At 41.5% G+C, this 26,569-nt stretch carries 24 protein-coding genes and 1 riboswitch; of the genes, 8 read left to right on the top strand and 16 right to left on the bottom strand.

Annotated features, from left to right (window positions below):
- Positions 1 to 155 precede the first annotated feature (155 nt).
- Together B5354_RS07070 and B5354_RS20445 are read left to right on the top strand one after the other, a co-directional pair.
- On the top strand, positions 156 to 530 hold the full coding sequence (locus tag B5354_RS07070) for a hypothetical protein (RefSeq protein WP_245804733.1): 375 nt from the start codon (positions 156 to 158) through the stop codon (positions 528 to 530).
- Between the two features lie 250 nt (positions 531 to 780).
- On the top strand, positions 781 to 945 hold the full coding sequence (locus B5354_RS20445; protein ID WP_176142429.1) for a hypothetical protein: 165 nt from the start codon (positions 781 to 783) through the stop codon (positions 943 to 945).
- Between the two features lie 69 nt (positions 946 to 1,014).
- Here the strand turns inward: B5354_RS20445 and B5354_RS07075 are convergent, their stop codons facing one another.
- A complete protein-coding gene (locus tag B5354_RS07075; RefSeq protein ID WP_079527319.1) occupies positions 1,015 to 1,911 on the bottom strand; it encodes an AEC family transporter in 897 nt (298 codons plus the stop codon).
- Between the two features lie 202 nt (positions 1,912 to 2,113).
- On the opposite strand from B5354_RS07075, the gene B5354_RS07080 reads away from it, so the two are divergent.
- Complete coding sequence (locus B5354_RS07080) at positions 2,114 to 2,665, top strand: transposase (RefSeq protein ID WP_079527320.1); 552 nt, start codon at positions 2,114 to 2,116, stop codon at positions 2,663 to 2,665.
- A gap of 30 nt (positions 2,666 to 2,695) precedes the next feature.
- On the opposite strand, the gene B5354_RS07085 is transcribed toward B5354_RS07080, so the two are convergent.
- The 5 genes from B5354_RS07085 to B5354_RS07105 all read right to left on the bottom strand — a co-directional run bounded on the left by B5354_RS07085 (position 2,696) and on the right by B5354_RS07105 (position 6,938).
- Positions 2,696 to 4,348: a sodium:solute symporter family protein gene (locus B5354_RS07085; RefSeq protein ID WP_079527322.1), complete on the bottom strand. Its 1,653-nt coding sequence runs from the start codon at positions 4,346 to 4,348 to the stop codon at positions 2,696 to 2,698.
- Between the two features lie 15 nt (positions 4,349 to 4,363).
- Positions 4,364 to 4,660 carry a DUF4212 domain-containing protein gene (locus B5354_RS07090; RefSeq protein ID WP_079527324.1) on the bottom strand — a complete coding sequence of 99 codons (297 nt, stop codon included), beginning with the start codon at positions 4,658 to 4,660 and terminating at the stop codon, positions 4,364 to 4,366.
- Between the two features lie 33 nt (positions 4,661 to 4,693).
- The gene (locus tag B5354_RS07095) at positions 4,694 to 4,879 is read right to left on the bottom strand and encodes a hypothetical protein (RefSeq protein ID WP_079527326.1); all 186 of its coding nucleotides are present in this window, start codon (positions 4,877 to 4,879) and stop codon (positions 4,694 to 4,696) included.
- 235 nt (positions 4,880 to 5,114) lie between these two features.
- A complete protein-coding gene (gene murQ, locus B5354_RS07100; protein ID WP_079527328.1) occupies positions 5,115 to 6,014 on the bottom strand; it encodes an N-acetylmuramic acid 6-phosphate etherase in 900 nt (299 codons plus the stop codon).
- Positions 6,015 to 6,029: 15 nt separating this feature from the next.
- Entirely contained in the window at positions 6,030 to 6,938 is a 909-nt protein-coding gene (locus tag B5354_RS07105; RefSeq protein WP_176142430.1) for a BadF/BadG/BcrA/BcrD ATPase family protein, read from the bottom strand.
- Positions 6,939 to 7,190: 252 nt separating this feature from the next.
- Between B5354_RS07105 and B5354_RS07110 the strand changes: the two genes are divergently transcribed.
- Positions 7,191 to 8,042 (top strand): MurR/RpiR family transcriptional regulator, encoded by an 852-nt coding sequence (locus B5354_RS07110; RefSeq protein WP_245804734.1) that lies wholly within the window; start codon positions 7,191 to 7,193, stop codon positions 8,040 to 8,042.
- 67 nt (positions 8,043 to 8,109) lie between these two features.
- On the opposite strand, the gene B5354_RS07115 is transcribed toward B5354_RS07110, so the two are convergent.
- The gene (locus tag B5354_RS07115; protein WP_139377084.1) at positions 8,110 to 11,220 is read right to left on the bottom strand and encodes an FN3 associated domain-containing protein; all 3,111 of its coding nucleotides are present in this window, start codon (positions 11,218 to 11,220) and stop codon (positions 8,110 to 8,112) included.
- 313 nt (positions 11,221 to 11,533) lie between these two features.
- On the opposite strand from B5354_RS07115, the gene B5354_RS07120 reads away from it, so the two are divergent.
- Positions 11,534 to 12,262: a DsbA family oxidoreductase gene (locus B5354_RS07120; protein ID WP_079527332.1), complete on the top strand. Its 729-nt coding sequence runs from the start codon at positions 11,534 to 11,536 to the stop codon at positions 12,260 to 12,262.
- A gap of 64 nt (positions 12,263 to 12,326) precedes the next feature.
- Here the strand turns inward: B5354_RS07120 and B5354_RS07125 are convergent, their stop codons facing one another.
- Positions 12,327 to 12,767: an acyl-CoA thioesterase gene (locus B5354_RS07125; protein ID WP_079529107.1), complete on the bottom strand. Its 441-nt coding sequence runs from the start codon at positions 12,765 to 12,767 to the stop codon at positions 12,327 to 12,329.
- Positions 12,768 to 12,976: 209 nt separating this feature from the next.
- Positions 12,977 to 13,162, bottom strand: a riboswitch (cobalamin riboswitch).
- A 203-nt stretch (positions 13,163 to 13,365) separates the two neighbouring features.
- Between B5354_RS07125 and B5354_RS07130 the strand changes: the two genes are divergently transcribed.
- Positions 13,366 to 14,883, top strand: coding sequence for an esterase/lipase family protein (locus B5354_RS07130; RefSeq protein ID WP_079527334.1), 1,518 nt, complete (start codon positions 13,366 to 13,368; stop codon positions 14,881 to 14,883).
- A gap of 41 nt (positions 14,884 to 14,924) precedes the next feature.
- Here B5354_RS07130 and B5354_RS07135 read toward each other — a convergent pair whose 3' ends face one another.
- Positions 14,925 to 15,305: a hypothetical protein gene (locus tag B5354_RS07135; RefSeq protein WP_079527336.1), complete on the bottom strand. Its 381-nt coding sequence runs from the start codon at positions 15,303 to 15,305 to the stop codon at positions 14,925 to 14,927.
- Between the two features lie 195 nt (positions 15,306 to 15,500).
- On the opposite strand from B5354_RS07135, the gene B5354_RS07140 reads away from it, so the two are divergent.
- Positions 15,501 to 16,433, top strand: coding sequence for an LCP family glycopolymer transferase (locus tag B5354_RS07140; RefSeq protein ID WP_079527338.1), 933 nt, complete (start codon positions 15,501 to 15,503; stop codon positions 16,431 to 16,433).
- Between the two features lie 128 nt (positions 16,434 to 16,561).
- Here the strand turns inward: B5354_RS07140 and B5354_RS07145 are convergent, their stop codons facing one another.
- Together B5354_RS07145 and B5354_RS07150 are read right to left on the bottom strand one after the other, a co-directional pair.
- Positions 16,562 to 17,470, bottom strand: coding sequence for an acetamidase/formamidase family protein (locus B5354_RS07145; protein WP_079529108.1), 909 nt, complete (start codon positions 17,468 to 17,470; stop codon positions 16,562 to 16,564).
- Positions 17,471 to 17,569: 99 nt separating this feature from the next.
- Complete coding sequence (locus B5354_RS07150) at positions 17,570 to 18,472, bottom strand: EamA family transporter (protein WP_139377085.1); 903 nt, start codon at positions 18,470 to 18,472, stop codon at positions 17,570 to 17,572.
- 315 nt (positions 18,473 to 18,787) lie between these two features.
- On the opposite strand from B5354_RS07150, the gene fdhA reads away from it, so the two are divergent.
- Positions 18,788 to 20,002: a formaldehyde dehydrogenase, glutathione-independent gene (gene fdhA / locus B5354_RS07155; RefSeq protein WP_079527341.1), complete on the top strand. Its 1,215-nt coding sequence runs from the start codon at positions 18,788 to 18,790 to the stop codon at positions 20,000 to 20,002.
- A 67-nt stretch (positions 20,003 to 20,069) separates the two neighbouring features.
- On the opposite strand, the gene B5354_RS07160 is transcribed toward fdhA, so the two are convergent.
- The 5 genes from B5354_RS07160 to B5354_RS07180 form a co-directional block, all read right to left on the bottom strand.
- On the bottom strand, positions 20,070 to 21,989 hold the full coding sequence (locus B5354_RS07160; protein WP_079527343.1) for an SEC-C metal-binding domain-containing protein: 1,920 nt from the start codon (positions 21,987 to 21,989) through the stop codon (positions 20,070 to 20,072).
- Between the two features lie 153 nt (positions 21,990 to 22,142).
- Positions 22,143 to 23,021, bottom strand: a complete 879-nt coding sequence (locus B5354_RS07165) for an NAD(P)-dependent oxidoreductase (protein ID WP_079527345.1) — start codon at positions 23,019 to 23,021, stop codon at positions 22,143 to 22,145.
- 95 nt (positions 23,022 to 23,116) lie between these two features.
- A complete protein-coding gene (locus tag B5354_RS07170) occupies positions 23,117 to 24,043 on the bottom strand; it encodes an LCP family glycopolymer transferase (protein WP_079527346.1) in 927 nt (308 codons plus the stop codon).
- Between the two features lie 193 nt (positions 24,044 to 24,236).
- Positions 24,237 to 25,727, bottom strand: coding sequence for a peptide MFS transporter (locus B5354_RS07175; protein ID WP_079527348.1), 1,491 nt, complete (start codon positions 25,725 to 25,727; stop codon positions 24,237 to 24,239).
- 367 nt (positions 25,728 to 26,094) lie between these two features.
- Positions 26,095 to 26,367, bottom strand: a complete 273-nt coding sequence (locus B5354_RS07180) for an AbrB/MazE/SpoVT family DNA-binding domain-containing protein (protein ID WP_079527350.1) — start codon at positions 26,365 to 26,367, stop codon at positions 26,095 to 26,097.
- Between the last annotated feature and the right edge of the window lie 202 nt (positions 26,368 to 26,569).

Raw genomic sequence — 26,569 nt, forward strand, 5'->3', positions numbered from 1 at the left:
TCAAAGTTGATAATTAGTTAAATTATAATTCATACCAATGAATGGATTTTTCTGAAAAATATTTGCTCATATGAAAAAAATTCGAGAAATTCTACTATAAAAATGGTGAATAATTGGATACAATAGAATTAGAGAATTCATAAAGGGGTTAGACGATGATGGCAAAAAAAAGTAAGCAATATGACTATGACTTAAAAGAAGTAAAACGACTAATTGAGGAGACCGATAAAAACTATCGGGAAATTTCTCAGGATACCGGATGTCCTTACGCAAGTGTTGTGTATCATGGTCGAAAAATTCGCGGCCGAGTCAATCGAAGCAAACATGACATGATCACTGAATTACCACAGTCTACACTTTTTCCATCGGAAGAAAAGATCCAGGAGCCAATGCCGTTATTCGATGGCACTACTTTAAACATCTCGAGAAACAATATTCCCATTCATGATGCTGAACAAGAAGCAGCCAGGATGATTAAAGCGGCCAGAGCTCTCGGATTGAGCAAAATTAACATAACGATCGAGAAATAAACATAACCAATACCCCTAAACTGAGCATCCCCCATTTTTTCTAAAAAATAGGGGATGCTTTTTGTTTTGTCTCCGTCTTCCATATTTCCCCACCTCAGGTCATCCAAATAATGGATGACCTGAGGTGGGGATTTTTTGTAAATATAGCAGCAGATAGGATAATACATGCTTTTGATGGGCATAGCTTTTCTAGTAAAACACTGATCCTCTATGTTATTTTTATATAGTGAAAAGAAAGGAAGATCGCATCATGTTTTATTTATTATTCGCTGCCTTTTTCGTCATTTACTTAATAGCAGGTTATGTTACACCACTCGAGCTTTCTACGTTTACAGTTGTACTATCTGTTGCGCTTATTTGTTCAAATCTATATATGTTTTTCAAAAGCCGCAAAGAAGAAAAAGAAAACAAATAGTAATTTCCAGTTTATTCCCACCTCAGGTCATCCAAATAATGGATGACCTGAGGTGGAAATTTTCTGCCACTACGTTAGGATATTTAATACAATGGGAATCGTAATGATACTCAAAATCGTAGTAACCAGGGTGATACTGGATACGAGATCCGGCTTTGAGTCAAACTGAACGGCATACATTGTCGTTGTTGCGGCAGATGGCATCGCTGCTGAAATAATTAAGACATTAGCCATTAAATCACTCATTGGCAACAGAACCGTTAACCCCCAGGCAATAAGAGGTGATCCCACCAATCTCAGGGTAGCGGCATAAGAAATTCTGCCCCACTCTAGATGTTTCACGGTAATATTGGCAAGCTGCATTCCCAAAAGAATCATTACTGTTGGGATGGTAGCGTCCCCGACTATAGAAACACTCGACATCAAATTCTCCGGGATCGAAACAGAGGAAAGTTTCATAATTAGTGCTGCAACTACCGCATAAGTTGGTGGCATTTTTAGTACTGTTGAAATGGCCAATCGTACGCCTGCTGAGCCTTTTGCTGCGTAATATACGCCAAAGAAGTTCATGACAATCTGCTGCAGTACCATGAAGGACACGGAATACACAAATCCCGCTTCCCCAAATGCAAATAACACGATCGGCGCCCCATAATTACCTGCATTCATAAACGCTGTAGAGAGGATCATGCCACTTTCCACCGAAGAATCAAGTTTCATAACTTTAGCTGTAACTTTATTGATCAATAGAATAAGAAAAAGTAATAGAATCGAAAAGAACAGCATCATTAAATATTCACTATTAAATTCAGCCTGATAGAACGTTTCAAAGACAAGACACGGTAGCATTATGTACAGGGTTACCGTAGAAAGTGATTTAATTTCAAGGCGCAGGAACTTCTGCAAAACGAACCCAGCTATAAAGACAATGATGACAGGAAGAACGACTTGGAAGAATATCGTCATAGAGCTAAGCCTCCAATAATAATTTTAACTTTATAAGTTTATCAAAAATGAAGTCATCATACATAATATGCCACCTCAGGTCATCCAGAAACTGGATGACCTGAGGTGGCATATTTATCCTTTTTCTAATTATGCAGGATTTTCAGGATAAAAGTCGAATAGTAACTAAGTGTTTATGTACTAATTTAGAGAGGATGTTGTTATGGCTAACCCGAAACGAATATGGTTTCCTCATGCCAGCTATCACATTACGGCGCGCGGAAATCGAAAAGCAGATATTTTCTATGATTATCACGATCGCTATTATTATCTTGAACTTCTTGCCCAGAACAAACAAAGCTACCCCTTCCACCTCCATGCCTATTGCCTCATGACTAACCACGTACATTTGCTCATCGAAACGGTCGACCACCCTCCCGGTATCTTCATGAAAGAACTTCATTCCAATTATGCCATGTATTTTAATAAGAAATATGACTATGCGGGCCACCTTTTTCAAGGACCATACAAGGCGGATCTCCAGGATGATGTGCAAGTCAGCCGCTATATTCATTTAAACCCCTGCCGCGCCAACCTTACTCACTCTCCTGAAGACTATCGTTGGAACAGTTACCCACACTACATGTCAACAAATTCACCCAACACACTTGTGACAACCTCAAAACTACTTTCTTACTTCAAGAATCCAGCAGAATACGACTGGTTTGTTAAATTACCATTAAAAACCACCTCAGGTCATCCAGAAATTGGATGACCTGAGGTGGTAAAATTCTTCTAAAAATCTCTATTCTTTAAGCCAAACTTCTCCATTTTTGTATTGTACTTGTTCTGGATAGCGTAAGTCTGTGACTTCATCTTGAGTTTCCTGTGACGGCGGTTTAGTAGCCAGTGAGACGACTATATTCGTAATGATGGCTGCAGTAGCTCCAAATACTCCAGCGCCTGTGTCGATGATTCCCAAAATCGTAAACCCTCCGTACTTAGCAGCGAATATATAGCCTAGCGTAACGGTTAAACCAACGATCATTCCAGCAACAACCCCCGGACCATTCGCACGTTTCCACCATACTCCAAGGAATAAAGCCGGGAAAAAGGATCCCGAAGCTAAGGCAAATGCCCAGGCCACAATTTGTGTAATCGCACCTGGTGGATTTAACGCAAGTAGGCCTGCACAAACGGTCGCCAGAATAATGGACCATCTTCCTACTGCGAGGCGTTTCTTTTCACTGGCATTAGGATTAATGGATCTGAAATAGATATCGTGGGACAACGCAGCTGATATCGCAATCATAAGTCCGCCAGCGGTCGATAATGCAGCAGCCATGGCACCTGCAGCCATTAATCCTACAACAAATATACCTAAGTTTGCAATTTCAGGTGTAGCCATAACCACAATGTCGTTACTGATCATGATCTCTGTCCATTGTAAAATTCCATCACCATTGTTATCAGCTAATGATAGCTCACCCGTATTAATCCATGGCTGAGTCCAGGCTGGCAGATTGCTCAATGAGGAACCCGCCACTTCAGTCATTAGGATGAATCGGGAAAAGGCAGCATAGGCTGGTGCAGATAAATAAAGAAGGCCGATAAAGAGAAGCGCCCAGGCCCCGCTCCAACGTGCAGCTTTCATAGTAGCAACGGTGTAAAACCGGACAATAACATGAGGCAGCCCTGCAGTGCCGGCCATTAAAGTAAACATTAACGCTAGAAACTGCCATTTTGTTGCCCCTGTAAAAGGAACAATATATTCAGTAATCCCAAGTTGTTGATCAAGGATCTGCAGTTCCTCGATAATTTGACCGTAAGATAACCAGGGAGCCGGATTCTGAGTCAATTGCAATGACATGAAAATTACCGGGATTAAATAGGCAACGATTAAGACAAGATATTGAGCTACTTGTGTCCAGGTGATCCCTTTCATACCACCCATAGCCGAATAAAAAGCAATCAGCACGACCCCAATTAAAGTACCTGTAGCTGTGTTCACTTCGAGCAAGCGTCCAATAACAACCCCTGATCCAGATAACTGGCCGACAGAATACGTAAAACTGATTATAATCGTAGCGATCGCAGCAATGATTCGTGCTGTATTACTACGATAACGATCCCCAATAAACTCCGGGACCGTGTAACGCCCGTATTTTCGAAGCTGAGGGGCCAACAAGAAGGTTAAGAGTAAGTAACCGCCTGTCCAGCCCATTATATAGGCAAGTCCATCATAACCGAGAGCCATTACAGTACCGGCCATTCCAATAAATGAGGCCGCACTCATCCAATCTGCGCCGATAGCCATCCCGTTAAATACAGGTGGAACGCCGCGACCAGCAACATAGAAGTCCGACGTGGCGCGTGCTTTGTTAAAAACCGCAATACCGATGTATAAAGAAAAGGTCGCGATTATGAGGATGAGAGATACAATAAACTGTCCATCCACAATATTTCCCCTCCATTAATGATCTTCTGTGTGTGTGTTTGTATCCACAAACTCAGGATCAAAGCCAAATTTTTTATCGATCTTGTCGCTCATAACCGCATTAACAAAAAGCAAAATGATGAAAGTTAAGACCGCCCCCTGCGATCCCATATAATAATGGAAAGGAATACCTAGAACCGTTATGGATGATAGGTCTCGTGCAAAAAATACAATAACATAAGATGCTAAAAAGCCTATCGCTAAATAAATACAAATCATAGTTGTCCGATATTTAAAATAAGCCTCTGCTTTAGCTGGATCCATTTTTTTCATCTCTCCCACCTCCCTTCAACCGAATAAAGAATTTCAGCCACGTAAATTAAAAATAAAGCGAACGGTATCCCAAAAGGGCATAGGAACCATGATTATTTTCACTAAAGCAAAGCTAAACAAGCCAAGTAATGGAACGAGCATAAAGATTAATTTCTTTCTTCTCAATGCAAATATGACGGAAATAACTGTAATAAGTGAAAGAATGATGACTGGCATCATGGCTAGTCCCTCCCCAAAATTGTAAACGTTATCATTTTACGCAAAAGAAAAAGAGGTTATGATTCCTCTTTCCCATTATTTCTAATTATTTAAATTTACAGAATATTATGTTTGTTATTATTAGACATATATCGATAAAAGTCAACCATGAAAAATGCCCCATACTATCCAAAAAGCCCCACCTCAGGTCACCCAAAATATGGGTGACCTGAGGTGGGGCTTTTTGGAAATTTATTTAGTTAGATTCGGCGTGAATGGATTTCCCTATGTGACCGTTATATTTGGCTAAAGAAGCGTGTACTTGCTTCCCTTTAAGAGAGGTTAATAGTGCTAAAATAGCTGGTTTAACTGCGCCATATTCGTGAAGCACCTGCTCTGCCTTCTTCTCAGAAACACCTGTTGCCTCCATAATGATATGCTTCGAGCGAATCTGCAACTTTTGATTAGTCGGCTGCAAATCAACCATTAAATTGCTGTACACTTTTCCTTGTTTAATCATCGTACCTGTCGACAGCATATTTAAAATTAACTTTTGAGCCGTCCCAGCCTTTAACCGGGTGGAACCTGTAAGGACCTCTGGACCTACATCCGCAACCATCGTAAGGTCTGCTTCCTCCTCCATGTCTGATCCCAGTGAGCATACGACCGCCAGCACAAGAGCTCCATGGTTCTTGGCCTCTTTCATTGCTCCAATCGTATATGGGGTCCGGCCACTTGCCGCAATCCCGATGACCACATCCTGTTGATTCACATTCTTGGCGTTTATGTCCAATCGACCTTGTTCCACATCATCCTCGGCTCCTTCAAAAGCACTTGTAATGGCTGCCGGTCCACCAGCAATAAGTGCTTGAACATGTTCAGGGTCTGCACTGAATGTGGGAGGACATTCCGAGGCATCAAGAACACCGAGCCGCCCGCTGGTGCCAGCTCCAACGTATATCAAACGCCCCCCTAGCGACATACGTTCGGTAATCCTGTCGATAGCGGTGGCAAGCTGAGGAAGAATCTTTCCGATTGCTTGCGGTACAGCATAATCTTCCTCGTTCATCAATTTCACGATTTCCAAACTGCTAGCCTGGTCAATCTTCAACGTACTTGAGTTTCTTTGCTCTGTAGAAATTTCCTTTATATTCATAGACAAATCCCTCTCTTATTCAAAAATGCTATGTGAACTAGGCGAACTACAGTTTTTCTTTTTCCCAGCCAGCGAATAAGCTCCCATATAAGCGGGCCGTTTAAGATGTCTCACCTCACGAAAAGGGCAGGTGATTTTCTTAGAAAAAGCAGAAAAAAACTGTTCACTGCCTAGCAATACGTTTCCTGCCACCACAAGTACGGCTTCTTCATCAAGCTCCATCCTGCAGTAAAGCTGTTCAACCTGTCTGGAAAGTTCACAAGCACCTTCCTGAAGCAGCTGCCATGCCTCCTGATCTCCTTCTATCGCTAATTGATCAATAAATTTAGCAAGAGCAGCCACACTTGTTTTATCCTGGGCATAAAACCAGCTCTTTATCTCATTTACATCGTAAGCCTCTATAAAGGACATAACTTTTTCACAAAAAGGAGTTTGATCCAGGTCCATTTCAAGGGTATAGAGTACACGTTTGACAGCAGACCTGCCAAGAGTGTACCCTCCTCCTTCATCTCCAAGTAAGTGGCCCCAGCCCCCTCTGATAAACAGTCTTTTGTTTTTTTTGCCTGCATGGACCGTGCCTGTTCCTGCAATCGTAAGAATTCCCTCTTGATCAGGCAAACCTGCTTCATAAGCGAGTTCCACATCACTAATTACATCTATGTTAGGATTATTCTGCCACGACTTCGGCAGCGTGAGAGAGTCTTTCATCGTCCGATAGCCAGCCATACCGATGACGATGTGTTGAATTGGCTGCTTAGACGCTTTCTTGCACGCATCCATCACATTTTCAATATGCTCAAATGCCTTTTGTTCATTAATCAATGGATTCCCATAACCTGACTCAAAGGTAAAAAGCACCTCTTCTTCATTACTGATCAGCGCGCCTTTCGTTGCTGTGCCGCCCGCATCTATCCCAATAATCATGAATGTATCCCTTTGCAAAGTTGAAGCCGTTTTTGTTTCATTAAAGTTATTCGTCCTCTTTTTCTCATGAAAAACGCCTCCTACAGCATATAATTTCAAACTATACAAATTATTATTGAAATTTAATTTCATTATACCATATACTTATTCTATGATGTAAGCGTTTTTATTTGCTACTATGTTTATAGATCTTCAGAAAGATGAACTACAGTAACGGCAACATTAGAATAGATTGTATGAGGAGGAATAGTCATGGCCTACATATCAGGCGGACTCGCCATGTTGAGAAGTGTGGTAAGCGACCTCCCCACTTCCGAACAAAAAATCGCCAACTATATTTTATCTACACCAGAAACTGTCGTAACCATGACCGTAAAACAATTAGCAGAACAAAGTAAGACAAGCTCTGCTGCTGTTATACGTTTATGTAAATCACTTGATTTAAAAGGATTTCAGGAACTAAAGATGAGAATCGCCGGGGATGTACAGAAGCAATCCACATCGGAATACAGGGATATAAACGAAGGAGAGTCTGTGCACCACATCATTGGTCAAATGACTCAGAATGGGATTGAAATCATAAAGGAAACGGAAGAAATGCTGCGACTTGAGGATGTAGAGGAAGCGGTTGCCACCATTCATGAAGCGGGTTCCATTCACCTGTTTGGAATTGGGGCATCAGGTCTTGTGGCAGCAGATGGCCAGCAGAAATTCCTGCGTGCCGGTCGATATGTTTTTTGTTTACAGGACCCACACATGGCCTATACCACACTCTCAAATGCGAAAGAAAAGGATGTCGCGATTGCCGTTTCATTTTCAGGTGAGACGAATGAAGTGATCCAATTCTTACGGCTGGCCAAAAAAAACGGCATGAAAACAATTAGCATTACCAAATATGGATCTTCAACAATATCCCAACTTGCTGATATCCCTCTCTACACATCCGCAACCCAGGAGGCGATGATCCGCAGTGCCGCGACAAGTTCCAGGCTCGCCCAGCTTCACGTAGTGGACATCTTATTTATGAGTTATGTGTCCAACTACTATGAAGAAGTCGTTGAATATCTGGACCGCTCCCGAGCAGCCATCGACGAACAAAAATAACATGGAAAAAAACACCACCTCAGGTCATCCAAAATTTGGATGACCTGAGGTGGTTAATTTAGGTAATTTACTTGTGAAAGTCGGGGTGAGTGCCTTTACCTTTTTTCACATGAATCTGGGCAACCATTGGATCGTGGTCACTGGCACGCCCACTTGCTTCAGAAAAATCAGCATTGATATGAACAGCATCTATTTTTGTATCTTTTGCTAAATGATCACTGACAAGAATGTGATCGAGTACTTGCGAGTTCCCCTGGTAAATATAAGAGTAGCGATCTTCAGTCGGGAGTTGCTTAACCATATTGGTTAGATCATCGCCTGCAAGTGTTTGCAATGGATTTGAGAACACAAAGTCATTCAAATCCCCGAGCACCACTACATTCTCACGCTTCACTTCCTCATCGACCTCTTCAACAAAATTATTTACGACCTCAGCCTGCTCAATACGCTGCTCTTCACTTCCCAGCACAACAGGATGTTCAGCTCCAAACAACGCACCATCACCGCCTTTTGAATTAAAGTGATTGGCGATAACGATCACTTTTTCACCATTAAAATTGAATTCTGCAGCCAGCGGCTTACGAGAATCATCAAACGCGTCATTCAGTGGATCAATACGGCCCGGGTTTAGCGTCAACCCATTTTCGTTGACATCAACAGCCGTGACCGCGTCGCCCTTCGGCTTATCAGTCAGCGATACACGCTCTGGATTATAAAGAAAACCTACACGAATATTTCCACCAGGCTGCCCGCCGTCCATCTTATCAACTGGATTAATATTCACGAACTTATAGCTTGGCCCGCCAGCAGCTTCAATGGCTTCAATCAATTCTTGATAACTCTTATTTGCAGCAACCGTTCCATCATCTGTCGGTCCATTATTATCCTGAATTTCAGTCAGCCCGACAATATCAGGACTGTTCAAGTTTTTCACCAATGCCTCGCCCAATCGAGCGGCCTTCTCCGGATCACCCGCGGCGGAGAAATTTTCAACGTTATAACCTGCCACAGTCAGCTTTTGTTTCGAACTCTTAAGATCCGTCACTTCCCGCTCTGTGCCGCCATCCTTCAATTCAGGAAAATCTCCTGTCGGACGAATCTTGAAATTACTATAGTCATAGCTGACCACACCCGTGATCATTTCCGTAAAGTAATCCCCAGTAACAGCGTCAATCCCAAGCCCATCCACATCTATCAAGAGACGCTCAGGATTATAATCATTCGGTGAAATGAGCAGACCCTCAGCACGAGTAAGCCGCTGATCTTCACTAGTTTCCCCATACACCGCGAGCTCTTCATATTTTACAGGAGCGGCAACCGTAGCATCCTTAATCCCAATTAACATCCCTTCAAGACTTTCGTAAAAGTCCAAGCCATCCTCTTTCGCATCGAACGACTCCATGCCATCATTTTCAATTACTTCCGTAGGCTGATTCCGGTCCACCCCTAACACGATTGGATCCGGAAGTTCGGTTCCACCCTTTGTTACGCTTACTTCTGACGCACTAATTTGAGTTGTTAATAAATCCTCTGCATCAGAGTAGCCTTCTTCCCGCCATTCAGTTACTTCACCAGCTACCTCTACATGATCGCCCACCTCTGCTGTACCTGATCGGTCATACACATAGATCCCTTCAGATGTAGCCACGTTGTCATCAGGGTTAAGACTTTGCATGTAGAAACCATTTGATCCATCAAGTTTTGTTACAACACCTGCTACATGCTCAACGACATTACCTTCGTATGGGGACGTATGACTCGCACCTTGAATGTCATGGATCTCAACATCATCCAGTGGCTTCAGCACCTCGTACTCAAAGGTTGAAATTGGACTTACTTCCCCTGTTTCTTTTACAACAACTGCCTTAATGGTTGTATCCTGCTCAATTGTAATTGGCTCAGTATACGTAATACTGCTTGGCGTTGGTTTTGAGCCATCTTTTGTATAATGGATGGCCGCATTTGATTGGGCAGTGTACAGTTCCACTGCCTCACCCTCTACAAGGGAACCTGACGATGGATTAGCCTGAACAGCAAACACTTCTTTGACAATATCCCGTGCATTACGAGGAACCAGTCGATATTCATTAAAACTGTAATTGACGACACCAGCAATTTGCTCATATGTTTTTCCAACTTCTAATGCATTTTCGTCGTTAGGTGTAATCGTAAATGTTCCTGCTGCGTCCTGTACGGTGAAATCACCGTAACTATTTTTGGATAGAACCTCTACCCCACTCACCTGAACGAACTCACCCTCAATCGTTTCACCTTCATTTTGGGAAAATTGTTGAGAAGTTACGTTCTGGGGAGCAGGGAGACCAGCCTCCTCCGTGACGACTTCTACATTCGCTGACGAAGCAAGAATCTGCTGCATCCCATAATAATCAGAGAACTCGCCTGTGGCGGTCACTTCATCGCCTGCCTCAGCAGATAAACCGGGAGCACGAACAATAATGCCTCCTGTTTCATCCTGAATGTACAGATTTGTTTGACCGCCAGTTTCAAAAGCAGCCGTTGCAATTCCTTTTACCTTAACAGTTGCTCCTGGTTCACTTGTCCGCGCATCCTCAATTGATTGCAGCTCTACTTCAGGAACCTCCGGCATTTGATAGCTTCCTAGATACTCCGCCGTGTCCTTGGCATAGCTGTCCCATTCCTCTGCTGTTTCAAAAGTGTCGCCTGAATTTTTGTCCCCCGCCGTTACAGATTCCTTACGAACAAGTGTGACATCACCTGCAAACGATTCTTCGCTGCCAATTTGACCGATTGAATCAACTACCATGCCCTCTTTCTTTAGGACAAGGGGATCATTTCCATTAAAATTAACCGCAGAATTGTTAGTGGCATCCGCACTTGCTAAAATCTCTTGATTCGCCCGACTATTAGCTGCCACGAAAACTTCACCGCTTGGAAGTGTACCAGATAATTCGAAAGTACCCGTCGGCTCCTGGGAGCCGTTTGCATACATTTCGATGGTGTAGGCAGACAAATCTATTGTACTGCCCGTTCCGTTATAGATTTCTATCGCTTTATTATAACTGCTTCCCTCTATGTATTCTGAGAAAAATAAGTCGTTTGGTGCTTCCGCAGCGTGACTTTGAGAAACCGAACCTGCAAATGGACTTAATGCTATTACAGCTGCCAGGCCAGTGACAACCGTCTTTTTAATACTCATTTCATTCCTCCTAAATAAGTTATAAAAATCTATCAATCTTTCCCAAGTATAAAAGATAATCCTCCCCCATATTGACCTTTTTTCTGTAAAAATTACAAATTGCGCCAAAAGACACAACACAAGACGTCTGACCACTAGAACCATCCAGCCTATTTATATCCATTATCTGGATGACCTGAGGTGGAATTATATTCCAATAATAAGTATTACCTGTTTTTCTAGGTGTTTCACGACTTCTCGATCAGATTAATGGCATTTCACTTAATTGCCTCGTAAAATAAATGTGTGAAGAATTAACTATGAGGTGATCAACATGAAAATAGAAATTTGGTCGGACTTTGTTTGTCCGTTTTGTTATATTGGAAAGCGTCGACTTGAAGAGGCTCTTTCACAGATAGCTGAAGGTGAACAGACAGAGATCGTCTATAAGAGCTTTGAGCTTGACCCGCAAGCAGAGAAAAACACAGGAATGTCTAATGCTGAAAAATTGGCTTCCAAGTATGGGAAAAGCATGGAAGAGGCCAAGCAAATGAATAAAAACATGGAACAACAAGCGACCAGCGTTGGGTTGAAATACAACTTGGACACAGCAGTTCCTACTAATACATTCGACGCCCACCGCTTAGCTAAATTCGCGGAGAGTAGGGGGCTTGGTAAGGAAGCAACAGAACGATTTTTCCAAGCTGTTCTCACCGATTCAGAGGATGTTGGTGATCACGATACACTAATCAAACTTGCACAAGACATAGGACTTCACAAGACTGATGTCAGTGATGTACTTTCAAGTGAACAATTTGGTGAGCTGGTTCGTGCGGAGGAAGCAGAAGCAAGAGAAATAGGCGTTCAAGGCGTGCCTTTTTTCGTCATTAACAGAAAGTATGCTATTTCTGGAGCTCAGCCTACCGAAGTTTTTGTACAAAGCTTACAGAAAGTGATGGAGGAAGAAAAGCAATCGCCTGCCTTTCAAAACTTAACTGATGACAAACAGGGAGAAGCCTGTACAGATGAAAGCTGCGACGTCCCGCCGAAAAACGACAACTAATCCCAATTAATTCCACCTCAGGTCATCCAGAATCTGGATGACCTGAGGTGGAAATTTTTTCTTTTTATCGTAAACTGGCACGACTGCGGCGATACTCTTTTCTCGCAGGAGCTGTTTGATGCAACCTTATTTCTTCACTCGTTTCAGGGATGACTTGTGGAACTGGTGTTGGTTTTCCTTCTGAATCTACAGCAACCATCGTTAAGAACGATTCAGTTGTCACCATCTTCTCCCCCTTTAATAAGTCATCAGCAAACACCTTTACATACACTTCCATTGATGACCTTCCCGCTGACGTAACAAACGCTTCCAAAGTCAGCGCATCGCCTACCTTAGCCGAAGATAGGAAATCCACGGAGTCAATCGATGCCGTAACAACAACACAATTAGAGTGTTTCATAGCCGTTAAAGCTGCAATTTCATCGATATAAGCAAGCACTTTCCCTCCAAAAATCGTATCCAGATGATTGGTATCTGGAGGCAGAACTAAACGTGTTTGTGTCATTTTCGAAGCATTTACCGGTAAAGCACTTTTCACTACTTTCCACCCTCTCAAGTTAGCTCTTACGCTGTTTTCTTCCAAAAAGACAACTCAAAACGCAATAAAAAACATCTTCCTGGAGAAGATGCGGTTTTATCATGAGCAGTTATAAGGGATCAGCAAGAAAAAATAGATACCTCATCACGTAACACCCTCCTATCTCCCGTAGGATTAACATGTTCTTCTTTATGGCAGGTCTCCTGGCTCAGAATCAACAGCCTTTTCTCCTTCCCGTCTCGGTTAAGAAACAGTGGAATTCAGAAATGCCTCCTCTATACAGTGGCGGGACCGCGTTGGAATTGCACCAATCTTCCCTTTTCAGCTTCAATCATGAAGCCACCATAAAGCCTATTAAATTTTGTTTGAGGATAATTGTCCTCCTCTTCACTATCGTCGAGAACCAGTCAGTTGTCAATAAGAATGGATCAACATTAAAATATTTACACTAAAACACTTGAGTCACTGAACTATTTATTTTAACTTTTTGTTCTACAAAAAAATCAGACGTATATAATAAATTGCTGACTTTGACTTCATTGATTTATCAGAAAGGAGTCTGTGAATGGTAAAAAAAGCAGGAATCTTACTGCTGGTAGCTATTCTCCTATTGCCGTTACAAGTTTACGCAGGTTCATTTGGCAAAGGAGATACCTCTGGAACGCCTGGGCAGTGGTACGTCGGTCTCACTCCCACTGATGTTGATTCTTCCAAGTCTCCTGTTGTGTTTGTGCATGGGTTAAACAGTTCCTCTCACACCTGGTGGAAGGACAATGATATGTATCAAATCGCCTATAACCATGGTTTTGAAACGGCATTTATAAATTTATATCCTACTAAAAACATGTGGGACAACGGAAAGTTATTAGCTGAAAAACTAAAGCAAATTTACGAGTATTTTGGCGAGGAATTGGTAGTCGTTGCCCATAGTAAAGGTGGCATCGATGCTCAGTCCGCCCTTGTACATTACCAGGCATCCCCTTACGTTGACCGTTTGATTACCCTCTCTACCCCTCATCATGGTTCGCAGCTTGCCGATCTTGCCTATAGCAGTTGGGCAGGGTGGCTGGCAGATATACTCGGAAGTAAAAACCCTGCCGTCTATTCGCTCCAAACCGGCTATATGAACAATTTCCGCAGCCAAACCGACAGCCATGCTAATGTCTATAAAGATCCCATTTTTACTTTCGGCGGAACAGGGTGGGGAACCTTTGGAACTTCGCTCTATTGGGGCGGTTTATATCTGAGCAGCTACGGAGCGAATGACGGCGCAGTCACTGTAGCCAACTCACGACTTCCTTACGCCCAGGAAGTTAAAGTAGCTGACTGGAATCACTCAGAAATCCGCTTAGGCAGTTCAACGTTTCGTTTATTTGACCAATACCTTTATGAAAACCAAACCGTAACGGCTTACAAAACGTTAGCAGAACCAATGGATCGGCAAAAGCATCAGACTTCCCCTCCTACAGACCGCTACTATCGCGGCGGAACCTATAAAGGATCAACTTCTGAAAACTTCGCAGTTGAAAATCATGTGACTGAGGCTACAGTGAACTGGATCAGCGAAAGAGAAAACACAGAATTAACGCTCATAGGACCAGATGGTAACAAACATTCATCCTTCGAAGTCACACCAGCTTCGTCAAAAATTTTCCAAGGTGCTTATCATCATTCTATTCAACTAAACCAACCCGCTAAAGGTGAATGGACACTTCAAGCAGCTTCACCTGAGGAACACTACCTTCTATCCGTACATTATCAGAGCCCTGTTAATCAGGACTTAGACTTGACAGTAAATAAAAATATGGAAGTATCTATACTCGCACAGCATCAACAAACGATCGATCAAAACAAAGTAAAAGCAGATATTCGTTTAGACTATTATAAGAAAGGTAAACAAAAGACTAAAAGCCTAAAGTGGAATGACCTGAACGGCTCCTCTTCTAAAAAGTTAGCAAAACTCGGAGAAGGCACCTACAATCTTACTATTAACCTTAAAGGAATAACGAAAGCAAACGTTCCATTTAACCGCACCATTGTGACCTCCGTCTACATTGATAGTAATGGAAGAGTTATAAAATAAAGAGAAACATTCCCCTTCCTTTTAAAGCAGGAAGGGGGATGTTACCTTGTTCGAATCCATTTTGCTATTATTTTTATGAAAAAGTAAACAACACAAAAGGCTAAAAATCCAAGTACGCTTATGGCGGCATCATTAAATTCCATAGCTCCTCTACCTGTAATCTTCTGCTGAATTTCTACAGCCAGCACAAAAACGAGAATCATAGAGAGTGTAAACAAAAATGAAATAATCGTAATACTCCATCTAGCAATCATATGAAATAGTACATCTACAAAAATCAATCCTATGATCCCCAGTATTCCGATAATCCAGAAATGAAGCTCCTTATCAGTCAGATTCCATCCAGATGATTGGGAGACTTCTAACAACAGATCATGGAATACATTAACAATTTCAGCTAAAAACACAATCACTTCTTTCATCTTCTTCCCCCTACTTCCTGTCCAATTTCATAGTAGCACACCAAATCGCTCCGCCCCACCTCAGGTCAACCAATATTTGGATGACCTGAGGTGGAGCTTTTTTCCAAATTATTCATCATTACTTTTACAAGATTCACCATTACAAGTATAATAGATAATTAGTTCGATGCTATTCTACATAATTGAGGTGGAGTTATGGGACGAAAAGAAATCAAGAAAAGGAAGAGGAAAAAGGGGCGCTGGTGGAAAGTCGTCCTGCTCATTGTAGTGCTCCTGCTCATTGGAGGAGGCGTTTATGCATTTACGGTTTTCAATAACGTCAAACAAACAGTTAACAGCCAACTTCACGAAAATGTACCTTCCATAGATACAGAATTAACGGATAAAAAAGTTGACAATAAAGAGCCTATCAATATCCTTTTGCTAGGTGTAGATGAGCGTGAAAATGATCAGGGACGTTCAGATACAATGATTGTCATGACCCTTGATCCAGCTAATAATCAAATGCAACTGGTCAGTATTCCCCGCGATACTAAAGTGAAAATTGCAGGTGATGGGCGTGTAACCCGAATCAATCATGCTTATGCTTATGGTGGAAGTGATATGTCTGTTAAGACCGTTGAAAACTTCCTTGATATTCATATTGATTATTATGTAACGATGAATATGGAAGGGCTGGCACAGTTGGTCAATGCTGTGGATGGAATCACTGTTAATAATGATATGGCCTTTACCCAAGATGGCTTCCATTTTCCAAAAGGTCAATTACATCTCTCGGGCGAAGAAGCCCTTGCCTATGTGCGTATGCGTAAAGAAGATCCTAAAGGGGACCTTGGACGTAATCAACGTCAGCGTCAAGTGATTCAAGGTGTCATAGATAAAGCTGCCGGATTAAATATGATCAATCAAATTGATGAAGTGATGGAAGTATTAGGGAACAATATGAAAACAAATATGGAATTTGGGGATATGCGACGGCTCGCCATGAATTATAGCAGTGCGCGTAAAAACATCTCTACTTACCAAATGTCCGGGAATCCTATAACTAGTTCTGGGATGTATTTAATAGAGATGCCGCCATCAGAAATTCAAAAAACGCATGACTTGATTGTTAATTTTGGTTCTTAGAATAAACCGTCTTGCAGGAAGACGGTTTATTCTTTTGCCTGAATATGTTAATTTCACCCACCTCAGGTCATCCAGAATCTGGATGGCCTGAGGTGGGCGAAATTGGTTAAAATCCTCTGAAGGCTATTTTATTTCCTAAATAACTTCAGTCCATATCCATCCAATATCTTTCTTGGCACAAAAAAACGTGCGGTCTTTAATGGATCAACGATTTGGCTTATTTGAACTTCTCCAGCTGCACTCATGAGCATCGTAAACTCAGCAAGGGTTAGATCGGTTTGTGGCTGCAGTAGATCAATCATTTTTTCCACCGCAAGATCAGCAGCCTCATCTAAAGATTCTCTAGAAACAAGTGATGCTGCCCCCGCTTTATTCTCAATATAAGGATAATCAATTGAGTATCCCTTAATCACATCTAATGTCACCGTCACTTTCGCTGAAATCTCAACTCCTGACACACATACCTCGCCATCCCCCATGGCCGCATGTACATCTCCTAATGAAAAAAGTCCACCTTCTTGAAAAATTGGGAAATACAACGTTGCACCGGTTGTTATAAGCTTAGTATCCATATTTCCCCCATGAGCTCCCGGCGTCCCACATGAAACAGCTTCGTTCTCTGGAGCAACTCCAATCACGCCAATCATCGGTTGTAAAGACAGTTTAATTCTGTTATCAAACACTAATTCGTTTTCTTTTATTTCAATCATTTTTATTTTAAATTCATCTATTCGATGCCCCATGACACCAAGTTTCGGACCTGTTGCCATCACACCTCGTTCACCAAGCTCAATCCCATCTATTCTTACTTGCAAAATATCACCTGTCTGGGCACCTTCCACGTATACTGGTCCCGTAGCCGGGTTAATGCGCTCCCAGTCAATGCTCGAAAATGTTTCTTCCTCCGACTGAATTTGATTTTCAAAGCAATCATACGTATCCATAACTACTTGCTCACCGGCACGAACCTTCAAAGCTGGTTTGTTCTCCTTACTCATCGCGTACACAAAAGAATCTTTCTCTAACTTCTGAACCATATCCTTCATCCTCTCCATGTTATTACCATCCATTTTAACAGAATAATCAGACAATCCGTCATGGAACAGCCCCAACACCAATCGATCCAAGGAGCTGTTTTATGTTGACCTCTTCAAATTGAGTCTTTTATTCAATCCCCTGCTGTTATTTAAGAAAATTGCAGCAATGATTAGGACTACACCGCCCCATTGTAAGGCAGTAACGGATTCAGAGAGTATTAAGCTTGCTGAGATGAGCGCTACAGGAAGTTCAATCGCACTAAGTACGTTAGCCAATCCATCTGACAGCATCGGAGCTCCAATTGCAAAGAACAATGGTGGAATCACAGCACCAAACAAGGCTACTCCTCCCCCTACAATCCACAATCTCACATCTCCAGCCGGTAAGGTAGGGATATCTTTTACAAAGGTAAGGGTAACTAAGATCAGCGAACCAGTCACCATAATCGGACTCCGAGCCCAGGGATCAACATCCACAGCGATTTGCCCGCTAAAAAATATGAATCCTGCATAAGTAAATGCTGATAACATACCAAATATCAAGCCTATGGCAGGCAGTTCTACTATACCCGTGATTAGAATATTAGAAGCGAAAAACACACCAATCAAAGTGATTGCCATCGAACAAATGGCCAGCACAGTCGGCTTTCTGCGATTAAACACCCACTCAAAAAAGAACCCCATCCATACAAATTGAAATAACAAAATAATAGCTAAGGATGCAGACAGATAATGGATAGCTCCATAATAAAAAATACTCGTTAACCCTACGAAACTGCCCGTAGCCATTATTTTAAGGACTCTCTTTCTAGTTAAACGGCTCAGCTTTACTCGTAAAAGAAACGCTATCCCCCAAAGAGTTATGAAAGCAATAATCATTTGAATAATATTTATTTCTCCAAGTGTATATCCATTACTGAACCCCAATTTCACAAAGACAGGAGTGAACCCGAAGCTTCCCGCCCCTGCCAACACAAATAACATCCCTTTATTCCTAGACACCACTACTCACACCCTCTCCATTACGTCCCCATTCTATCATAAAGCACTTGATTCCATGTAAAAATAACCCACCTCAGGTCATCCAGAATCTGGATGACCTGAGGTGGATATTTTTCTCAGTTATGTTTAAGGTACTCCTTTTATAGGGTATGAAAAAGTTAAATCTAACAAAGCGTTTCTTTTTAGACATACAGTTTCCGATCCCATATTAATGCTCGTTAACCACTCTGCAAATAAAGATGAAGTTGTCTCATAAAGGGGAAGTAGAATGTCGTTCTGTCCATAAGCCATACATTTTAGGAGGAGGCATATATAATGGCCACAAATAATCGTGCAGTAGCCTATAACGGTGAAGGAAGCGTAGTCGTAAAGGATATTGATTTTCCAGAATTAGTGTTAAGAGATGGTCCTGGGGTCAATCCAGCTAATGTTGGACGCAAATGTGAGCATGGTGTGATTTTGAAAGTCGTATCTACAAACATTTGCGGCAGCGACCAGCACATGGTTCGTGGACGCACTACAGCACCAGAAGGATTAGTTCTTGGTCATGAAATCACCGGCGAAGTTATTGAAACGGGACGAGACGTTGAATTTGTACACAAAGGTGATCTTGTTTCCGTCCCATTTAATATTGCCTGCGGACGCTGTGTTAACTGTATTGAAGGAAAAACACATATCTGTCTTAATGTAAATCCGGATCGTCCCGGTTCCGCTTACGGGTATGTCGACATGGGAGGCTGGGTCGGCGGGCAAGCCGAATACGTTATGGTTCCCTATGCGGATTTCCAAGTGTTGAAATTTCCTGACAAAGACCAGGCGATGGAAAAAATGCTTGACCTGACCATGCTCTCTGATATTTTCCCAACTGGATTTCATGGGGTGTATTCAGCAGGTGTTCAAATAGGCTCTACAGTATATATTGCGGGTGCCGGCCCAGTTGGATTAGCAGCTGCTCACTCTGCCCAGCTGCTAGGTGCATCAGTCGTGATCGTTGGCGATTTAATTGAGGAACGGCTTGAACAGGCACGCAGTTTTGGCTGTGAAACCATCAATATTAGTGAGCATGATAATATTTCTGAACAAATAGAACAAATCTTAGGCGTGCCTGAAGTCGACGCTGCAGTGGACTGTGTTGGATTTGAAGCACATGGACATAGTCACGAGGAAGCACCTGCCGTAGTCTTGAATTCCATTATGGAAGCGACAAAAGCAGGCGGCGGTCTTGGAATCCCCGGTCTTTATGTCACAGAAGATCCGGGAGCTTCAGATGAGGATGCCCGTCAAGGTGCCTTAAAACTCAATTTTGGCTTAGGGTGGGCAAAAGCTCAATCCTTTGTAACCGGACAAACCCCTGTCATGCGTTATCACAGAGGTTTGATGCAAGCTATCCTTAACGATAAAGCTGACATTGCAAAAGCTGTTAATGCAACGGTTATAGGACTGGAAGACGCTCCGAAAGGATACAGTGAATTCGACAGTGGTGTCCCTAGAAAATTTGTCCTCGACCCACACGGATCACTAGAGAACTAACCAAAAAATCCCTCGCCCATATCTGGCGAGGGATTTTTCCACATTTCTTCCACCTCAGGTCTTACATTCATTTCCATTTCAAAATCGGGTTCAGTTGTTCGAGGTGCGGCTCCCATAAGTGTCCATTGCGATGTACATAAATGACCGCTTCCTCAAATGAACCGCGACTAAATAATTCGGGAAGTTCTTCTGGCATCGATTCCTTCCCAGTAAGCAATCCCCCTATAAACTCATTATTGTCATGAGCTAGTTGGAGTTGAGATCTTATATCCTTTCCATCCATTTTCAACATAATCATTAGCAGGGCAATGGTCATCGTCTGCTCTAAAGAATCATTCTCAGGATAAGAATCTAACAATTTCTGAACATCAAGATACCTTTCCTCCCCTACATAAAGAGGGATTAATCGCGAACGAATTCCTTGATTGTCCTGTGGATTCAACTCAAGAAGTTCCTCATACCACTCAATCACCTTACCGATTTCTTCTTTTTCCTCATACAATTCTGCTAAAAACTCAATAGCCCTCAACAGAGGACGGGCCTCAATAACTTGCCACAGACTAACATCCTCATCAGTATCAAGGCGATTATAACCAGAATGAACAGCCTCTATCACAGATATGAGTTTTTCTGTCTCATCATTTGTAAAGCGCGCCCTGAGTACAAGTCCATCCACACTGTTTTTATCAAGTGACAACACTTCATCTACTAATCTTCTTTTCTCTTCATCATTCCTAGTTTCATAGGCTTCGTACGCCTTTACCTGTGCAAGTTCTCTGTCATTTGCCGGAACAAACGGATCATTCCTATGGTAGTTCATATATTCATTAATCTCATCAATAGAATGGAAGCTCATTTGTTCAATCTTTTTATTCAATTCGTACGTATGTCTCTCAACACTTATTTGAGCACTTGGCTTTACATAGAAATTCATTTCCGGATCCTCGCTATGGTCCTCATAATTCCGGATTAGTTTATAAAAAATTTCTATTAACTCTTTATACCGTCTAGACAGACTGTTTGAACTGATTCTATATTTTTTGGCTACTTGTTTCTGAGTAACTATTTGATCTCCACCAAAATAAGGGACCTCATAGAAGAAATATTCAAGTGCTGCAGCAAATACAGCAGGCTTCCTGATTATCGGATCTTGTTCCTCACAATACCTCAGCCACAACCCTTTTAATGTGACATAGGCTTCAAGCTGTTGATCCGAATAGTCTACATGTTCGTCTAGAACCTCGAATACTTCAAGCTGCTTTTCGGATAACTCAGAGCTTTCTTCAAACGAATCTGCCGGTTCCATGTAAAGCCACTTAGGGAAGGACCTTAGAAAATTGTGATGCAGGTAATCACTGAGCTCACCAGCCCTTGATTGATTATTGAATTCCGCTTGTAATTCAGAAATGAAATAGTCACAGCCTGCTTTAGTATTTGGCAGTGCAAGAGGAATAAAATTATAAAAGTTCCCCCAATTCATTAAAATACCCATGTAATAAGGGAAGTGCGGTAGGTCTTCATTATCCAATGGGATCCGATCTCTTCCTACCTTAAATTGACCATCTTTTAGTACATCTTCAACATATACAAACTCATCGGAATCTTCTTCTAAAAGACGAAAGATACTCGTATGTGAAGAACCCCAAGTCTTAAGAGCCTTTGTTGTGGCAGGCCGGATCATTGATTTCTGCTTTTGTTTAAAAAAGTGTTGAAAGACAGTTTCTCCATCAGTCTGTGGTACAAATAGACCTTTATAAAGAAGACGAACAAAATGTTCTATCTCTTCTTCTTGAGACGAAGCCTTTGTGGAGGGGAATAAATGAGGGTAATGGTCGTACATGTAATCCTGAAATTGAAGCAAATACCGGTCCAATTCCTCTTCAACTTTTTTTGAAGGGAATTCGATTACATTCGTCTTACCGTGGCATTTTTTATATTTCTTTCCACTTCCGCAAGGGCACGGATCATTTCTACCAACCTTCTCCATATCAACTCTCCTTTCCTACTATACTCTCCCATCTATTATAAAGGTTTTTCAGAACTAAAGAAAAACAATAAAATCCATACATTTACAAATAATCCCACCTTAGGTCATCCAAATACTGGATGACCTGAGGTGGAAGTTTAATCCATCCCTATACTATCCTTTGTAATATTGATAAAGGGCCTGGGTGCCGCTGTTGGCATAGCCATCCGCTGAAATTTGATCGTACAATTGCTTGGCAAGTTTTAGTCCTGGCAGGTCGAGTTCCATTTTTTCTGCGGATTCGATAGCGATTTTCATATCTTTAATAAAATGCTTCACATAAAATCCGGGTTCTAAATCTCCTTTGATGACGCGAGGAGTAAGGTTACTAAGTGACCAGCTTCCTGCAGCACCACCGCTTATACTTTCAAGAACGGTGGATGGGTCAAGACCCGCAGCCTCCGCATAGATTAATGCTTCGGAAACTCCCATCATATTGGATGCAATAGCAATTTGGTTGCTCATTTTTGTAAATTGCCCAGCACCGGCTGGCCCCTGCCATACAATCTGATTCCCTAGTACATCCAGTATTGGCCAGATATACTCCACTGGCTTTTCTTCACCACCGACCATAATCGAAAGTGTCCCCTGCTTCGCACCGACGTCACCACCAGATACCGGAGCATCCAATGCATACGAACGGCGTTCTTCAGCCTTTTTAGTAATTTTCTTCGCAAGGTCCGGAGAAGATGTCGTTAAATCAATCATATAGGTACCTTCACCTGAATGTTCCAGAATACCGTTCTCACCAAAATAAATCTCTTCCACGTCAGACGGATAGCCGACCATTGTAAAAATAATATCAGATTCCTTTGCTAGATTCCTCACATTGTCCTGCCAGCGGGCGCCTTTTTCAATCAATTCATCCGCCTTTGACGGAGTACGAGTAAAAACATTTACCTCATAGCCTTCCATCAGCAAACGCTCCACCATGCTTTTCCCCATTACTCCCGTACCAATCCAACCGATTCTAGCATTCTTCAATTCAGCCATTTCAAGTCCTCCCTTTGCCTTTATGTAATAAAAAGGCAAGACTCCCTTTTTGAGCCCTGCCTGTCCATTTGTTAGTTAAAACTTCTGATACCCCTCTAAGAACTATACTCTTTAATCATCTCATGCGTTTTCTTCACTTCTGACTGCGGTACCTGCAGATAGTAAATATCATTGATCCTTGTGCCCTGCCCAGTCATCTGGTATGTCGTTAAGTTCTCCCTGGCACTCCGATAATTCATAGCCAGATTTCTCATATCTTCAAACTTCATATTGGTTGCCACGTTTTCACCAAAAACATCCATAATTGAACCGATATTATTCACTACATTAATCGATGAGCCTTTATTAATAACACCTTGAATAACCTGCCGCTGACGTTCATTACGCCCGGCATCCCCTTGAGGATCATCATAACGCATCCGAACCCATGCAAGAGCTTCATTTCCTTCAAGCTCAATTTGCCCCTTAGGGAAATTGTAACCTCCCTGTGTAAAGGCAAAATCATTTTGGACAGTAATCCCGCCTACTAAATCAACCATCTGAGATAAGCCTTCCATATTCATGCGCACATAATAATCCAAATTTATATCTAGAAAATTTTCTACTGTGTTGACAGACATATCGCTTCCGCCAAACGCGTAGGCATGATTAATTTTATCCATAATACCTTTCCCGATAATTTTTGTTCTAGTATCCCTCGGAATACTGACCATCTGCATCCTGTCATTTGCCGGATCAAGTGTCATCACAATCATCGTGTCGGAACGTCCGGTATCATGTTCACGTTCATCTACACCAAGCAGCAAAACATTGATCGGCTCTTCATCTTCTACTTTCTTTTTAGTAGCCTGATGATCAATGCCCGAAACTTTTTTATGGATTTCACTATCAACTGTTGTTTTCACATTATGGTAAATGGAATATAAGTAAGCTGCACTGCCACCGGCTGCAAGTATTACTACAGCCAGTGAAACCCAGAGCCATTTTCTTTTCTTTTTTCGTCGATCTTTTCTCGTTGCCATTTCTACACCCTTTCATCCCTATTCCCTGTATCTTTCATTAACCTCATAATAATACCTATTATCTCATAATCTGACTTTTTATTTTACACGTTTCCTTCCATTTTGCAAAATTTAGATAAAAAGTAATTTGAAATAAAAAAGCTGCACTTTGTGATCTAACCTCACAAAGTGCAGCTTTTTAGTGAAATAGGTGTTATAAAACACCCTTCATTAATTTAGAAATCTTAGGTGAGAACAAAAATAGAATAACTCCTAATAAGACAGAAACTCCTCCAAGAACACCAAAATAAGCAATTTCAGTATTGATATTGTAAAGTTTCACAAGCTGAGCATTCATCGCTTGTCCTGCTGCATTAGAGAGAAACCATAGGCTCATCGTTTGTGAGGCAAAGGCTGCAGGTGCCAGTTTTGTTGTGGCTGACAAGCCGACAGGGGATAATAGCAATTCCCCAATGACAACGATAAAGAAGCTGACCACAAGCCATAATGGATTTACCAAATTATCCCCATTGGTTAAAGCAGGAATAACCAGTATTAGAAAAGAAACTCCGGCAAACATTAAACCGAATGCAAACTTCTGTGGTGTGCTTGGCTGCTTTCTTTTTAATCTAATCCATAACCAGGCAAATACAGGAGCCAGGAAGATAATAAATAATGGATTTAAGGATTGGAACCATGAAGATTGAATAGCAAACCCGCTAAGGCTTAAGTCTACACGCTGGTCAGCATACTGAGCTAGAATAATGGATCCTTGCTCCTGGATTGACCAGAATATCATTGACGCAACAAACAACGGAATATAAGCAAGCAGTCTTGATTTTTCATCTTTCGTTGTCTTTTTATTTCGATACATAACAATAAAATAGGCCGTTGGAATCGAAAGACCTAGAAAACTGACAAGATAGGTTAAGCGATTGATCGTCATGATCCCGGTCGGAATAGTTATAGCAAAAAAGGCAATGACAATGACTGCACCAATACCTGCACGTTTGTAAGTTTTGCTCCGTTCCACTTTCGTTAATGGATTCGGAACATTCTTACCTGCTAAACCTAAGTACTTTTTCTTTGTCACCATAAAGGTAATTAACCCGAAGAACATACCTACAGCAGCGATGGCAAATCCTGCATGGAAGTTAATTTCCTGTCCAACTGTTCCTACGATTAAAGGAGATAAGAAGGCACCGAGGTTAATTCCCATATAAAAAATACTAAAGCCTGAATCTCTGCGATAATCCTCTGGAGCATAAAGATCTCCCACTACATTGGATACGTTTGGTTTTAATAAACCGGTACCGATAATAATCAGAGCCATCGAAATGAAAAAGGCTGTTAAACTTCCTGGTAAAGATAAAGCAATGTGTCCAAACATAATGAGGACACCGCCATAAAACACAGTGGATGTACCACCTAGCAATCTATCTGCGATCCAACCTCCAATTATTCCGGACATATATACGAGTGCCCCATAAATGGCCATAATAGAAGCTGCGGTTCCCTCGTCTAAACCAAGGCCGCCCTTCGACACCTCATAATACATATAAAATAATAGAATTGCGCGCATTCCATAATAAGAAAAACGCTCCCAGAATTCGGTGAAGAATAGTGTAAACAATCCCTTTGGATGTCCAAAGAACCCTTTTTGAGGAACGCTGTTTACAATATCTTCCTTACTGTATTGCGCCACGATTTCTAACCTCCTTGATATTTAAGCAGGTAATGCATATGTAATAAAACATTACCACTTAAAGGAATTTTCAGAAAAATAATTGTCGAAAATCCTCTAACACTGTCAAATTATAGTCCTATTTAGAGGTAAAAATCAATCGATTGTAATAAATTCCAAATAGGTATTATATTCACACAAAAGAGAATTATTTTTCATTTGAGGACTATACTCTTATATTAAATAAGATTGCACTAGTCGTTAAACCATCATTTATAAGACGAAAGTCTCCGTAAAATGCAGCTTGAAGTTTTTCATTAATTGAGCAAAATTCCATACAAAAAACCGTTCCTGTAAAAAGAACGGTTTTCTATAGCATTCTACTATATTATTTAGTGACCTTTTCTAACTCTTCTTTTAGTAATTCTAAACCTCTCTGGCTCAGAACAAGGCCGTTAAAGAATTCACGGTTATCCTCGCTAACTTCTCCAGTTATCACACACTCTTTATTGGCTTTATATTTCTTCAAAACAATTTTGTCATCTTCAACAAATATTTCAAGCGGAGTTTTCTCCTCTACTTGTAACGTGCGACGCAGCTCTTTAGGAATAACAATTCTTCCAAGCTCATCTACTTTTCGAACAACGCCAGTGCTCTTCATTCTATTCAACCCCTAATGACATTATAGTTTTCTCATTCCTAGTAAGACTAGGATACTATTCACTTTTCAACAAGTCTAACACAAATTTGAATCAGGGTGTACTAGTACAAATTCCTGTTAATCCCACTACAATTACTGACCGCAGATACAATATGTTGCATAAATATAGTTTAGGGTGTAAACTATATTTTGGTTTAGGGAA

Origin of the sequence: Halobacillus hunanensis, from assembly GCF_900166655.1 — a bacterium.
In the GTDB taxonomy this organism is placed as follows: Bacteria; Bacillota; Bacilli; order Bacillales; family Halobacillaceae; genus Halobacillus_A; species Halobacillus_A hunanensis.